This is a genomic window from Frankia canadensis, from assembly GCF_900197875.1.
GTDB lineage: Bacteria > Actinomycetota > Actinomycetes > Frankiales > Frankiaceae > Frankia > Frankia canadensis.
The window spans coordinates 1-13,856 of sequence record NZ_FZMO01000093.1; the positions used below are offsets into that span (position 1 = coordinate 1).

General features: G+C 72.7%; 10 protein-coding genes and 1 pseudogene. 6 read left to right on the forward strand and 5 right to left on the reverse strand.

Translation table 11 applies throughout. The annotated features are described in order from the left end of the window. Both rfbD and C1A33_RS09755 read right to left on the reverse strand, forming a co-directional pair. The coding region (rfbD, locus tag C1A33_RS09750) for a dTDP-4-dehydrorhamnose reductase (RefSeq protein ID WP_243407368.1) at nt 1-792 on the reverse strand (792 nt) is incomplete at its 3' end. A gap of 86 nt (nt 793-878) precedes the next feature. Next, nucleotides 879-2,477 (reverse strand): LCP family protein, encoded by a 1,599-nt coding sequence (locus C1A33_RS09755; RefSeq protein WP_165818309.1) that lies wholly within the window; start codon nt 2,475-2,477, stop codon nt 879-881. A 285-nt stretch (nt 2,478-2,762) separates the two neighbouring features. Between C1A33_RS09755 and C1A33_RS09760 the strand changes: the two genes are divergently transcribed. Continuing rightward, the gene (locus C1A33_RS09760) at nt 2,763-3,842 is read left to right on the forward strand and encodes a glucose-1-phosphate thymidylyltransferase (protein WP_101831194.1); all 1,080 of its coding nucleotides are present in this window, start codon (nt 2,763-2,765) and stop codon (nt 3,840-3,842) included. 198 nt (nt 3,843-4,040) lie between these two features. On the opposite strand, the gene C1A33_RS09765 is transcribed toward C1A33_RS09760, so the two are convergent. Next, on the reverse strand, nt 4,041-6,122 hold the full coding sequence (locus tag C1A33_RS09765; protein ID WP_243407369.1) for a glycosyltransferase family protein: 2,082 nt from the start codon (nt 6,120-6,122) through the stop codon (nt 4,041-4,043). Between the two features lie 222 nt (nt 6,123-6,344). Here C1A33_RS09765 and C1A33_RS09770 point away from each other — a divergent pair, with 222 nt between their 5' ends. Then, nucleotides 6,345-7,292 (forward strand): TIGR03089 family protein, encoded by a 948-nt coding sequence (locus C1A33_RS09770; RefSeq protein WP_101831195.1) that lies wholly within the window; start codon nt 6,345-6,347, stop codon nt 7,290-7,292. Nucleotides 7,293-7,577: 285 nt separating this feature from the next. Further along, nucleotides 7,578-9,032: a UDP-glucose dehydrogenase family protein gene (locus C1A33_RS09775; RefSeq protein ID WP_101831196.1), complete on the forward strand. Its 1,455-nt coding sequence runs from the start codon at nt 7,578-7,580 to the stop codon at nt 9,030-9,032. Here the strand turns inward: C1A33_RS09775 and C1A33_RS09780 are convergent. Next, nucleotides 8,949-9,557, reverse strand: a complete 609-nt coding sequence (locus tag C1A33_RS09780) for a beta-class carbonic anhydrase (protein WP_101831197.1) — start codon at nt 9,555-9,557, stop codon at nt 8,949-8,951. The genes C1A33_RS09775 and C1A33_RS09780 overlap by 84 nt on opposite strands. A 439-nt stretch (nt 9,558-9,996) precedes the next feature. On the opposite strand from C1A33_RS09780, the gene C1A33_RS09785 reads away from it, so the two are divergent. The 3 genes from C1A33_RS09785 to C1A33_RS09795 all read left to right on the forward strand — a co-directional run bounded on the left by C1A33_RS09785 (nt 9,997) and on the right by C1A33_RS09795 (nt 13,366). After that, on the forward strand, nt 9,997-10,482 hold the full coding sequence (locus tag C1A33_RS09785) for a GtrA family protein (protein WP_243407370.1): 486 nt from the start codon (nt 9,997-9,999) through the stop codon (nt 10,480-10,482). A gap of 584 nt (nt 10,483-11,066) precedes the next feature. After that, complete coding sequence (locus C1A33_RS09790) at nt 11,067-11,663, forward strand: TetR/AcrR family transcriptional regulator (RefSeq protein WP_101831198.1); 597 nt, start codon at nt 11,067-11,069, stop codon at nt 11,661-11,663. A gap of 371 nt (nt 11,664-12,034) precedes the next feature. Then, entirely contained in the window at nt 12,035-13,366 is a 1,332-nt protein-coding gene (locus tag C1A33_RS09795) for a hypothetical protein (RefSeq protein WP_101831199.1), read from the forward strand. A gap of 101 nt (nt 13,367-13,467) precedes the next feature. Here C1A33_RS09795 and C1A33_RS35640 read toward each other — a convergent pair. After that, a pseudogene (locus C1A33_RS35640) lies at nt 13,468-13,856 on the reverse strand (hypothetical protein); the annotation flags it as partial.

A 13,856-nucleotide genomic window follows, 5' to 3' on the forward strand; every position in this document is an offset into this window, starting at 1 on the left:
GGGGAAGGCGTCGGTGGTGGTGGGGCTCACGATCGCCGGGTCGAGGCCGAGCTCGGTCATGATCTGGCGGGCGAGGCCGTACCAGGTCGTCTCGCCGGTGTTCGTGCAGTGGTAGATGCCCGGCGGTACCGAGGACGGCCGGGCGGACGCGGCGGCGGCCAGGTCGAGCAGGGCGGCGGCGAGGTCGGCGGACCAGGTCGGCGAGCCGGTCTGGTCATCGACGACGGACACGGCGCCGCGCTCGCGGGCCAGGCGGGCCATCGTCTTGACGAAGTTGCCGCCGGTCTCGCCGTAGACCCAGGCGGTGCGCACGATGTACGACGCTGACGGCAGCAGGGCGCGGATGGCCTGCTCGCCGGCGAGCTTGGTGCGGCCGTAGGCGCTGGCCGGGGCCGGCTCGTCGTCGGTCTCGTAGGGCTTGGTCGCCCGGCCGTCGAAGACGTAGTCGGTGGAGACGTGCACGAGGATGGCGCCCACCTCGGCGCAGACGGCGGCGAGGTGCCCGGGACCGGCGGCGTTCGCGGCGTAGGCCCCGGCCTCGTCCGACTCGGCGCCGTCCACGTCCGTCCAGGCCGCGGTGTTGACGACGACGAGACCGCCCTGCACCTTCGCCGGGCGGGCCTGGTCACGAAGCACCGCGCGCACCCGTGCCGGATCGGTGATGTCGAGCTCGGCACGGCCGAGCCCCGCCCAGGCCAGCACCGGCGAGCCCGGATCGGCCAGCCGGGTCTCGAGCAGGCGGCACAGGTCGGCACCAAGCTGTCCGGCGGCGCCGGTCACGAGAACACGCACGCCCCCGAGTCTTCCAGACGCACCCGTCCGCGCCGCGGCACCGTCACCTCGCCACCCCGTCTCGGCCACGAGGTCACGGCGGGCGGTCAGTAGGTGCAGCCCGTGGTGAGCTGGGTGGCCGTGGTCGTGGGATTCGGGGCGCTCGTCGACGTGCCCGCCCCGCTGCCCGGCATAGCGCCTGTGCCCGGGGCGGCGTCCGGGGTCGTGCCGCCGGCGACGCCGGTGCCGGCCTCGCCGCCCCCCGTCGCGCCGTCGGTACCAGCCGTCGAGGTCGAGACGGGGGTGACGATCGAGTCCACCGTGAAGGCGGTACCGAGCACGAGACGGACGCGGCCGGCCGGCACGCCGGAGTCGGGCTGCATCCGGCTGCCGGGCACGGCGATCAGCAATGTGCGGGCCGCGGCCTCGTCGCCCGGGTGGTAGCGCACCTGGGTCGTGCGCTGCGACGCGCCGGACCAGGTCCGCGGACTGCCGACCTGGAAGCCCGCGCTGGTCAGCCGGGTCGCCGCCGACGAGGCCAGGCCCCTCACCCCGGCCCCGTTGTAGACGTCCACCCGAACCCGCGCGGCGGGCAGGGCGGTGGGTGACGCCGACGGACTCGCGGCCGAGGGCGTGCTGGCGCGCCCGGGCCGGCCGCGCAGCGGGGCGAGGAACTTCTCCAGCTCGATCGGGCTGTAGAGCTGGACGGCGCCGAAGCGGGGCAGCTCCCCGATCGCGTTGGCGCCCTCGGCGGGAGTCGGCGTGTGCACCGGGATCGTCTCGAAGCGGATCTGGTCGGCGGACATGCCGCGCAGCCGCGTCGCGAGCGCGCGCAGGTCGTTGATGCTGGTGCCGTCGTCGACGGTGAGCGCCTTCGTCGCGGCGTGCAGCAGGCTCTCCAGTTTGATCGGATTGGCGAGCACCCCGCTGGACGTCGCCCGGGTGAACACCGCGCCGATGAACTGCTGCTGGCGGCGGATGCGGTCGAAGTCGTTGTCGGGCAGGCCGTGACGCTGGCGGACGAAGGCGAGCGCCTGCTCACCGGAGAGCGTGTTCTGGCCGACGTGGCCGCGCCACTGCGACCACGGGTCATAGAGGTTGGAGCGGGAGCCGTTCGCCAGCGCCTTCACGCAGACGGTCACGCCACCGAGCGCGTCGGTCATCGCCTTGAAGCCGGCCAGGTCGATCGAGACGTAATGATCGATCCTGATGTCGGTGAGGTCCTCGATCGTCCTGATCAGCAGACTGGGACCGCCGAGGGTGATCGCAGAGTTGATCTTGCCGCGGCCGTGGCCGGGGATGCGCACCAGGGTGTCACGGGGGAAGGAGACCATCGTCGTGGTGCCGTCGGCGTCGAGGTGGGCGAGCATGGTCGTGTCGGACCGTTCGTCGCTGACGGCGCCGCCGCGCTGGTACTCGTTCCCGGTGCCGGCCCGGCTGTCCGAGCCGGCCAGCAGGTAGTTGCGGTTGCCGGCGGCCGCGTCGGCCGGGCGGTCGTCGCCCAGCCCGAGCCGGATGCGGTGGATCTGCGCGCCGAAGTACTGGTAGGCGGTCCAACCGCCCACCGTGGTCAGCAGGACCAGGGCCGACAGGCCGGCCGCGAGCACCAGCGTCAGCCGGCCAAGCGTGGAGCGCTCCCGGCGGGGGGCGAACTCCGCCTTCCCGGCGGTCGCGGAGCCCGAGGGCCGCGGCGGCGCATCGGTCACCGTGTCCCCCTCCCAGGCGGCCGGCGGTTTCACCCGAGTCGTGAACGATCAACCGGGCTATACGCATTCCGGCCCGCTGGCCGTCGCGAACCCTTCGGCTACTCAACGTACCCGTATCGAGTGGCGTGTACCCGTCAACGACCCGGTGGCGTAGGAAAGACGGGCGGGTGAGGCGGATGTCCTCCGTTACTTTCGGATAAAAAGGGGCCGGCAGCTGTCGATGACGGGCGCCACACCTGTCGTTACTTTCGGTCAGTTCAGCGCGACGCGATAGGGTCACGGATCATGAAGGCCCTCGTCCTCGCCGGTGGCTCGGGAACCCGTCTGCGGCCGATCACGCACACGTCCGCGAAGCAGCTCGTCCCGGTGGCGAACAAACCGGTGCTGTTCTACGGCCTGGAGGCCATCCGCGACGCCGGCATCCTCGACGTCGGCATCATCGTCGGCGAGACGGCCGCGGAGATCGAGAACGCCGTCGGGGACGGCTCGGCGTTCGGGATCCGCGTCACCTACATCCAGCAGGAGGCTCCGCTCGGCCTCGCGCACGCGGTGCTGATCGCCCGGGACTTCCTCGCCGACGAGCCGTTCGTCATGTATCTCGGGGACAACCTGATCATCGGCGGCGTCGCGAGCTTCGTGGAGGAGTTCCGCCGCACCACGCCCGACGCCCTCATCCTGCTGACGAAGGTGGACAACCCGTCCGCCTTCGGCGTCGCCGAGCTCGGTGCCGAGGGGCGGATCATCCGCCTGGTCGAGAAGCCGCAGGACCCGCCGAGCGACCTCGCGCTGGTCGGCGTCTACATGTTCGGCACGGCGGTGCACGAGGCGGTGCGGGCGATCAAGCCGTCCGCCCGCGGCGAGCTGGAGATCACCGAGGCCATCCAGTGGCTGGTCGACGGCGGCCACGAGGTCGCCTCGCACCTGGTCGAGGGCTACTGGAAGGACACCGGCCGGCTCGCCGACATGCTGGAGACGAACCGCCATCTGCTGGAGTCGATCGAGCCCGCGATCCACGGCAGCGTCGACGCGGACAGCTCGATCGTCGGCCGGGTCGTGATCGAGGAGGGCGCCTCGCTCGTCCGCTCGACCGTGCGCGGTCCGGCGATCATCGGCCGGGGCACCACGCTGGTCGACACCTACGTCGGCCCGTTCACCTCGATCTTCCACTCGTGCGCGATCGAGCGGACCGAGATCGAGTACTCGATCGTCCTCGAACGGGCGACGATCCGAGGCATCGGCCGCATCGAGGACTCACTGATCGGTCGGGACGTCGAGGTCGTGCCGTCCGCGGCGCTGCCGAAGGCGCACCGGCTGATGCTCGGCGACCACTCCCGCGTCTCGGTGGCCACAACCTCGGGGCACTGACGCGGCCCAGCCCTGTGACGGCTCGGACCGTCCCCCAGGAGCCGGGGCGCCAGCACGGCGCACCCGCGGGACGGTCAGCCCCGCGGGCAACGTTCTGCGCGGGCGGACGGGTCCTCGAGGCGGAAGAAGGACCCGCACGCGGTCCCCGGACAGAGTTCCCGGGACCCGGGCGGGCCCTCCCGGGACCCGGGCGGGCCCTCAGGTGCCGTCGGCCGGGGAGCCCGCGGGTACCGCGACGCGGCCCCCGAACGGCCCGTCGTCCGCGGCCGACGGTGTCTTCTCGGCGCTGCCCTCGGGCTGATCCACGGGCCGGTCCGAGGAGCCTGGGCGATCCACCGCCGACCGGGCCCAACACCCGCGCGCCTGCTGGGCGGCGACGACGAGCGATGCCACGAACAGGGCGGCGGCGAGCACGAACACGGCGACCGTCACGCCGATCGGGAACGGCGCCCAGCGGGCGATCCCCGACACCACCTGCCAGGTCCTCGCCGGGGTGTACGCCACCTGACGCGGCAGCCAGTAGTAGGAGCAGATGGCCAGCAACGCGGCCCCCTGCATGAGCAGCGCCCCGGCCAGGATCACCACGGGGGCGAGCCGCTCGCGCCCGCGCAGCGCCTGGCACAGCCCACTGCCGACCACCACCCCCAGCCCGACCATCCCGAGGTACAGGTAGCGGCCCTGCACGGCGATCCCGCGGGTGTAGAGCTGATAGTCCGCCCAGCTGCGCTGCCCGACCGACAGATATGCGAAGGCGACCGGCAGCAGCAGCACGACCACCCCGGCCGCCGCCATCAGCCACCGCGCCCGGCCCAGCCGGCGGCGGCCCCCGGCGAGCGCCATCACGCACAGCCCACCGACCACCACCGTTGCCAGCACGATCGCGACCGGGGCGAGCTGCGGCGGCTCGAACATCCCCAGGCCGCCCCAGAACCTCGAGATCATCGTCCGGACGAAATACCAGAACCAGGTCCAGAACGAGTCTGGCAGCAACAGCGGCTCACGGCGCGGCGGATCAGTCGCCCACCCGTTGGGCTGCACCGCGCCGTACATCAGATAGTTGCGCACCCACCACCAACCGCCGACGACGATGCCGAGACCGACGGCCAGCGCCGCCGGCAGCCACGGCAGCGAGCGCATCCCGGCCCACATCGCGCGCGCCCGGCCGCCGCCGGCCGCCGTCTGTCGCGAGCGCCACCAGCCGACGAGGTACGCACCGACGATCATGAAGGGCAGGGTGAGGGCGAACGCCTTCGACAGCAGCGCGAGCCCGAACCACAGCCCCGCCCAGGCGCCGGTGCGCGCCCGCAGGTCTCCTCGCAGCACCCCGGCGAGCACGACGGTCAGCGCGCCCGTCGTCAGCATCAGGATGCCGTCGTTGTTGAAGGTGGCCCCCACCCTGGTCAGCCCGGGAACGGCCAACGGCAGCGCCGCGGCGGCGAGCGCGGCCGGCTCACCCAGGCCGAAGCGGCGGGCCGCCAGCCAGCCGAGCAACGGCAGCGGCCCCACCACCAGGATGTTCAGCAACCGCAGCACGAACACCTGACGGTCGTAGGACCAGTCCTGCGAGCCTGGCAGCACGTCGAGCAGCGCCGCGCCGACCGCATAGATCACCGGCGGGTGCTGCACCATCTGGTTGGAAAGCCGGCCGTCGTCGACGGGTTTCGGCCCGCCGAGGGCGTCGAACGAGGCACGCGCGCCGCGGGGCGTCGGATCGATCTCGGCGAAGGGAGCCGCGCCGCGGCGTTTCCCACCCGACTGGAACATGTCCTGGTAGCGGCCGCGATCGAAGTCGTCCGACGCGGCCGCGACCCCCGTCGAGATCATCTTCTCACCCGGGGCCGGCCAGCCGGCGCCGTGCTGCAGGCCGTACACCATGTCGACGTGCTGGGCCTCGTCGTAGCCGGTCCAGGTCGGGTAGACGAAGGCGTAGCTCAGCAACATGGCCAGATGGGCCGCGGTGATGAGGACGAGCAGCAGCGGGGCGCGGCGCAGCCGCCGCGGCAGCCGCACCGCCCGGAAGACCGCAGGTCCCGGCCGTGGGCCGCGCATCCCCGGCACGCTGGCGGTACCGTCCTCGCGACGCGACGGTGGGTTGGCGGCGGGGCGGTCCGGGTCCGCGTTGCCCAGACCGTCCCCGCGAGGCGGCGGTTGGTCGCCGGCAGGGCCCTCGCCCATGGCGCGGATGCCGGCGGGCCCATCGGAGCGCCGCGGCTGTTCGACCTTCTCGGCGTCGGCCGCGGAACCCACCCGCCCGGCCGCCGTCGGCTGCGACTCATCCATATCTCTCGTCAGGGTAGACGACCCTCCTGTGCGCCCCGACGACACGCCCGCGAGCGCCCCGCGGCACCGGGCGCACCGGACCGGGGCGGGCGCGCACCTCGCCCGCGCGTCCCACCCGCGCTGTCGACGGTCCGCGCCGCGTCCGATTGACTGGACCGATGACGACCACACTGGACCGATGACGACGCCGACAGCAGCCCGCCGGGAACCAGGGACTCAGCCGTGATCGCGACGCCACCACAGTTCCTGTCCGCGGTCGCGCTGGTGGAGTCCGCCGCGGCCAGCGGTCCTGACACTGGAGCGCGTACGAGCGCCGAGGCCCGCCCGGGAGTGCCCGGCGTCGCCGGACTGCTCGCCCGGCGCCTCGCCGCCGATCCGGCCAGGCCGCTGCTCACCTTCTACGACGACGCGACCGGCGAACGCGTCGAGTTCTCCGCGACGACCCTGGACAACTGGGTGGCGAAGACGGCGAACATGCTCGTGGACACCGTCGGGCTCGAACCGGGTGAGCGGGTCGGCGTCGACCTGCCGACGCACTGGCTGGCCGTGGTCGTCGCGCTGGCCAGCTGGTCGGCCGGACTGGACCTCGTCCTCGCCGACTCCGACTCCGACTCCGACTCCGGTGACTCCGCCGGCCTCGGCGCCGATGGCGGCCGTTCGGCGGCCGCACCGCCCCCGGTGTCCCGGCTCGGCGCGCTGTTCGTCGCGGAGGATCGGCTGGAGGCGACCGCCGACCTGCCCGCCGACGAGACGGTGGCCCTGTCGCTGCGCCCGCTGGGCGGCCGGCTCACCCGGCAGGTTCCCGGTGTGCTGGACTACGCCGCCGAGGTCCCCCCGCACGGCGACCGCTTCGCCGCACCGCCGGCGCCGCCCGAGCAGGCCGGGCTGGTCCGCGCGGCCGAGCGGACGGCCGCCGTCTGGGGCCTCGGCCCGGACGACCGGATCCTCGTCACCGCCGCGATGTCGACCGCCACCGGACTGCTCGGCGGGTTGCTGGCGCCGCTGGCGGCCGGCGCGTCGATCGTGCTGTGCCGCCGTCTCGACCCCGCCGTGCTTGCCCGCCGCCTCGAAAGCGAGCGGGTGAGCGCCGTCCTCTCCGACGCCGACACCCTCGTCCCGACGCCCAGCGCGCTCCCGGAGCGGGTGCGGGCACTGAGCCTCACCTCCTGAGCCGCGTACGGGTCACCCGTCGTGGGTGACACCCGATCGGGCCGCGGTGGCAGCCGTCCGACGCGGGTAGTGACTACGCTCGTCACCACCTGGCCGGTCACCGTCAGCACCCGCGACCTGACGGACCTCCGGCTTCCGGCACGGCGGAGCGTCGGCGGGCATCGGTGCGCCGAACCGGCGGAACCGCCGAGATGGCAGCACGACCGAGTCGGCAGAACGGCCAAGGCGGCAGAACGGCCGAGGTCGCAGGATCGCCGAGGCAGTAGGACGGCCGAGGCAGCGGAGGTGGTGAGCGTGAGCGGGCCGACCGATCCGCGCATCAGCGTCATCGGCACGGGCTACCTGGGCACGACCCACGCCGTGTGCATGGCCGAGCTGGGGTTCGAGGTTGTCGGCGTCGATGTCGACGCCGAGCGGGTGCGGCGGCTGGCCGCCGGCGAGGTGCCGTTCTTCGAGCCGGGGCTCGAGGCCCTGCTACGCAAGCATCTGGAGGCGGGCCGGCTGTCGTTCACCGGGTCACCGGCGGCGGCCGTCGACCAGGCCGACGTGCACTTCGTCTGCGTGGGCACGCCACAGCGCCCCGACTCGGGCGCCGCCGACGTACGGCATGTCGACGCGGCGGTGAGCGGGCTGGTCACCGCGGGGCTCGGGCCGGGCGACCTGGTGGTCGGCAAGTCGACGGTGCCCGCGGGCACCGCGTCGCGGCTGGCCGCCCGGCTCGCGGCCGCCGCGCCCGGCGCGGAGCTCGCCTGGAACCCGGAGTTCCTGCGGGAGGGCATCGCCGTCGACGACACCCTGCACCCGGACCGGATCGTCCTCGGTGTCGCCCCGGGTGGCACCGCCGAGGCACGGCTGCGGGCCGTCTACGCCCGGATGACCGACGCCGGGACACCCGTGATCGTCACCGACTACGCCACCGCCGAACTGGTCAAGGTCGCCGCGAACGCCTTTCTCGCCACGAAGATCTCCTTCGTCAACGCGATGGCCGAGGTCTGCGACGCGACCGGCGCCGACGTCGCCGAACTGGCCGCCGCGCTCGGGCACGACCCTCGGATCGGGCCGCGGTTCCTGCGGGCGGGCATCGGATTCGGCGGTGGCTGCCTGCCCAAGGACATCCGGGCGTTCCAGGCGAGGGCACGGGAGCTGGGCGTCGGCCCGGCGCTCGGATTCCTCGCCGAGGTCGACGCCGTGAACATGCGCGCGCGGGACAGGGCGGTCGCGCTGGCCCATGAGGTGCTCGGCGGCCAGCCGGCGAACAGGGCGGTGGGCGTGCTCGGCGCCGCTTTCAAGCCGAACTCCGATGACATCCGCGACTCGCCGGCACTCGACGTCGCCGTGGCGTTGCGCCGGGCCGGCTGCCACGTCTCGGTCTACGACCCGGCCGCGGCGGCGAACGCGCAGGATCGCCATCCGGACCTGCACGTCGCGGGCTCGGTCATGGGAGCGGTGACCGGGGCGGAGCTGCTCCTCGTTCTGACCGAATGGCCCGAGTTCCGCGAGCTGGACCCGGCCCTGATCCGTCCGCACGTCACCCGCCCGGTCGTCCTCGACGGCCGAGGGGCGCTGGACGCCCGGCGCTGGCAGGAGGCCGGCTGGGCCTACCACGCCCTGGGCCGGCCGGCACGCGGACCGCTGGTGCCGCGGGAGCGCCCGCCGTCAGGCGGGGACCTCCACGAGGGCACCGGTCTCGACCTGGTAAATGAAGCCGCGGACCGAGGTCGTGGACTGCAGGAACGGTGACGAGCGCAGGATCCGCAGCGACAGCCGCACATCCTCCTCGACGTCAGCGAAGGCCTGGACCGGCCATTCCGGGCGCACCCCGGTGTCCCGCTCCAGCTGGTCCCGGAAACCGTCGTCGGTGATCTTCTCCAGCCCGCAGCCGGTGTGGTGCAGGAGGATGATCTCCTTGGTACCCAGCACGTTCTGGCTGACCGCGAGCGAGCGCACGACGTCCGTGGTGATGACGCCGCCCGCGTTGCGCAGCACGTGGGCGTCGCCCTCGGCGAGGCCGAGCAGGGCCTCCACGTTGAGCCGGGCGTCCATGCAGGCGACGACCGCGACGCCGAGCCGCGGCCGTGCGGGCGGCGCCTGCGGCAGGCCCGCCTCCTGCCGGCGGGCGGGGTTGCGCGCCGCGTAGGTCAGCAGCGCCTCGGTGGCCGTGGAGCTCTCCTCCAGAGCGACCGTCGGGAGCGGGCCGCCCTCGGGGGAATCCCCCCCGGCGACGCCCTGATACGTCTCGGAAGTGCCTCTGTACTCGGTCGACATCGCCGTCAGCCCCGCATCCTTCCGTCAGCGCGGACCAACCGGCCACCAGAGCAGATCATGGTCGTCAGTCCTCCGATCGATGATGCCCGCGGTCCGCGTCGCCAGAGCCGCGTTGCCAGGATGCCGTCTACCTACCCACATTCGTCAACGATCCGCACGTTCGGCGGGGTTGCGCCGCTCACGTAGCCCGCCGCAGCGGATCGGTTGCATCACCCATCGTAGATCTGGGAACACTCACCCGGTGGGTCGGACACACTGTGCTCTGCGACTTGTGACCCTGCGCGTGCGTCGAGCGGGCGCCGCCGCCCAGGACGACCGCGAACCCGTCGACGGCACAGGGGGTGGCCCCCCGGCGGCGACGGGCCAGCCGGTACTCTCCTGTGGTGGTAAAAATCGATCGAGGTCGCCTGTGGTGAGGCACCGGCAGACGCGCTCACCCGTGCAGGTACTCATCCACGAGATGGGTAAGTTCGGCCTGGTCGGTGGCGCCTGCTATGCCGTCGACTTCCTGGTTTCGAACCTGTGTCACACGCTTCTCGGAATGGGCCCGCTCAGCGCCAAGACCGTCTCCACGGTCGTCGCCGCGACCCTTTCCTACATCGGAAACCGGCAGTGGTCCTTCAACCACCGCGCCCGGACGGGGCTGCGCCGGGAGTACACGCTGTTCGTGATCCTCAATACCGTTGGCCTGCTGATCGCGCTCGGCTGCCTGGGCTTCGCCCGGTACGTTCTTGATCTGCGCGGCGTTGTCGCCTTCAATGTCTTCGGCAACATCATCGGCACCGGGCTGGGCACGGTGTTCCGGTTCTGGGCCTACAAGAAGTGGGTCTTCCTGCACCCGGATCATCCCAAGGTCGCAGCCGCCCAGGCCCCACTCGAGCAGGATCGCCGGCAGCCGATCCCGGAACACGCCGGCCAGATCTGAGCCACCCTCGGCCGGGGCATCCGCGATGCGACGGATGCCCCGGCCTTGTCGCGTGCTCCCGCCTTGTCGCGTGCCCCGGCCTTGTCGCGCACTCCGGCCGGCGCGATCCACGAACGACGGGCTCTGCGACGGCGCGATCCACGAACGGCGCGATCCGCGAACGAGAACGCCGCGGGCGGCACGGCCAGGCGGTCGCCCAGTAGCCCGCTCGCCGTTCGGGTCGTCCGTCAGCGCGTCCTGACCCGCCCCCGAAGCGGGGGCGCCTACCGTCCCGGCGCGCCCGCCGCCCCAGCGGCACGGCGGTTCGAGGCGTCCGCTGGGGACCATGCCCGCCGGCGGCGCGCAAGGCGGCGGCGGTGCCCGGATCGGCGCGGCGAGTCGATCGCCGGCGCCGCGTCTGTCCCGGCCGGACAACGTCGGACCCCGTCGCCCACGATGCCGAACCGTACTCGACGCGTCTTCTGTGAGTTACGCTCTGCGGGCCAAATCGGCGCTACGCGTTCATGTTTCGACACGCTGTGTCATCATGATGTCGGCCTTGCCGGCCCGCGCCGACCGTCCGATCGCCGTCGGGAGGTCCTGTCGTGCCTCAGTCCTCGCTCGCGTCGCCCCGCCCGGGCGGCCGCCCTCGCGACGAGAGCCGGGACGACGTCATCCGGGCGGCGACCCTCGACCTGCTCGCCGAGTTCGGCTACGACGGCGTCACGATGGACCGGGTCGCCAGCCGGGCGGGGACCGGCAAGGCGACGATCTACCGCCGATGGCCGTCAAAGCTGGCGATGGTGCTCGATGCCATCAACGACTTCGCCCAGGAGCGAATGCCGACTCCCGACACCGGCTCACTGCGCCTGGACCTGCTGGAGTTCTTCACGTTCTTTCACGAGGCCGTCCGCGGTGGCCGCGGCCGGATCATCGCGGAACTGATCTCGGAAATGCCACGCAATCCCGAACTGCGCGACGCGTTGCGCGCCGGCATGTGGACCCAGCGGGACGCGAGCTCGCGGGCCATCGTTGAACATGGGATAGCTCGGGGTGAACTCCAGCCGAACGTCGATGGCTCGATTCTTACCGAGATCGGCACAGCCATCATCCTGCAACGCGTCCTGGTGACCGGGGATCCGGTCGACCGGCCATTTCTCGAAACGATCGTCGACGACATCGTGATCCGGTACGCCGCGTGATCCGGTACGCCTGAGCCGGCACGCCGCCCGAGCCGCACCGAGTCGACACCCATTCCCGAGCCGGCGACCGAAGGTGGTCACTCCATCGCCGACCGTGGCAAGCCTGTCGAGAATATGACCTCCCACCCTTTTCTGCGGGCCAGGCCCTACCATCGGCGTCGGACCCGGTCTGTCCGGGTCGGACGCTGACACACCCTGACTGTTCATCCTTTCTGCCGGGTATACCGTTTCGCGGGGTCGCCGCCCTCGGATCCACCGCCCCGAGGCGTCGAGGCGAGACGGACGGATGGCCGGTCGTCACCAGGCCGCCCGCCGGCGCGGCGGAGGGACGCGGGGCGGGGGCGCCTACGCGCGGCACAGGAGGACCACACATGCATGCACCGGGCACCGGCCCCCAGGACCCGGACGCCGAGACCCAGCGCGCCGGCTGGCCTACCGGCGGGTACAACGACGACGAACAGACCCGGATCGCGGGCGCCGAACCCGTCGGGCGCCAGCAGGGCTGGCCCCCGCCCACCGGGTCGGGCGGCGCCTCCTACCCGTCCGGTCCGTCCGGCCGTCCCGCGCCGGGCGACGAATACGGCGAGGACGAGCGCACCCGGATCCTTCCCCCGGACGGCCAGCAGACGAGTGCGTACGGCGCGTCCGGGGCGACCCCTCCCGCCGGCGGCTACACCGGCCCGGGCGGCTACGGCACCGGTGGGCAGTACGGCGGTGCCGGTCAGGACGGCTACGGCACCGCCGGCTACGACCAGCAGGGTGGATACTCCCAGCAGGGCGGCGGCTACCAGCAGCAGGGCGCCGGCTACGACCAGGGCGGCTACCAGCAGAACTACGGCCAGACCGCCGGGTACCCGACGGGCGACGCCTACCAGCAGTCCGCCTACCAGCAGTCCGGCGGGCCGCAGACCGCCGGCTACCCCCAGACCGGCGGGTATCAGCAGGCCGAGTATCAGCAGGGCTCCTATCAGCAGGGCTATCCCCAGGGCGGCGGCTACGGCGGCTATCCCCCCGCCGGCGGCGGACCGTCCGGCTCGGGGGGTCGGCGGGGCCTGCTCATCGGCGGGATCGTCGTCGTCGTGCTCCTGCTGATCATCATCCCCGTGGTGCTGCTCAGCGGCGGTTCCGACGACAAGGACAAGCCGGTGGTCGGGCTGTCCGCCCCGCCCACCGCCAGCACCAGCCCGAGCACCAGCCCGAGCGCGTCTGCCAGCCCGTCACCGTCGCCCACGCCGTCGCCGACGTTCACCCCGTCGCCGTCGGCGAGCGGGCCCGCCCAGTTCACCCCCGCGGAGAGCGCACTGGCGGCCAAACTGGACTCCTCGGCGATGACCGACTGCGAGCCCAACAGCGACGCCGAGGGTGATCACATCCAGGCCGCCCTGTTCTGCAACTCCGAGGACGGCAAGGTCGTCGCCGCCTACTCCTACGCCACCGCCAGCGATCTGAGCAGCGACGTCGCGGTGCGCAAGTCCCAGGTGGCCTCGCCCTCCGGCAAGTGCAAGGAGGGCGGGAACGAGGTCTTCACCTGGAACTTCGACCAGGGCCAGACCCAGGGCACGGCCGTGTGCACCGAACGGAACAACGATCACTTCATCTACTGGTCCTACAACAGCAAGCTGGTCGCGTTCATGGCCACCGGAACCGACGGCACCGCGCTCTACGAGTGGTGGAGCGGCTTCGACCCGGTGCCACAGAGCTGACCCGTTGGCCAGCCGGTCGGGATAGGGCGGTTTTTGTGCTGCGGTAGCCCCATACCGACCGTATCCGGAAGGCCATACGCCTACGCTGGGGACCGCACCTGTCACCCATCTCGGGAGGAACCGTGCCGAGCCCCGGCAGTGGCGACGAGGACGCGCCACGCCCAGCCGAACTGTCGCCCTCCCTGCCACACGCCGGCGACGGTCCGGACGAGGGCACGGATCTGGACGACGCCGAGCGCACCATCCTGCAGCCAGCCAGCCAGCACCCGCCCGGCACCCCGGGTCGCATGCCCCCGCCATCCGGCCCCTTCGGCCCGGGTGGCGGCGCCGGCGCGGGGCCTGATCCGGCGCGACCTGGCACCGGGCCGGCCGGCCACGGTGCCTGGCCGCCGCCTTTCGCGGGCCCGTTCGCGCCGCCGGGAGGACCACCTGGCGGGGGCGCGGGTGGCCCGCAGGAGCCCCTGCGCCGCCCTCCCGGGCCGCCCGTTCC

Excerpts from the sequence above, each read along its gene's own strand:
- C1A33_RS09760 (WP_101831194.1), top strand. The coding sequence starts at position 2,763 with ATGAAGGCCCTCGTCCTCGCCGGTGGCTCGGGAACCCGTCTGCGGCCG.
- C1A33_RS09765 (WP_243407369.1), bottom strand. The coding sequence starts at position 6,122 with ATGGATGAGTCGCAGCCGACGGCGGCCGGGCGGGTGGGTTCCGCGGCC.
- C1A33_RS09780 (WP_101831197.1), bottom strand. The coding sequence starts at position 9,557 with ATGTCGACCGAGTACAGAGGCACTTCCGAGACGTATCAGGGCGTCGCC.
- C1A33_RS09795 (WP_101831199.1), top strand. The coding sequence starts at position 12,035 with ATGCATGCACCGGGCACCGGCCCCCAGGACCCGGACGCCGAGACCCAG.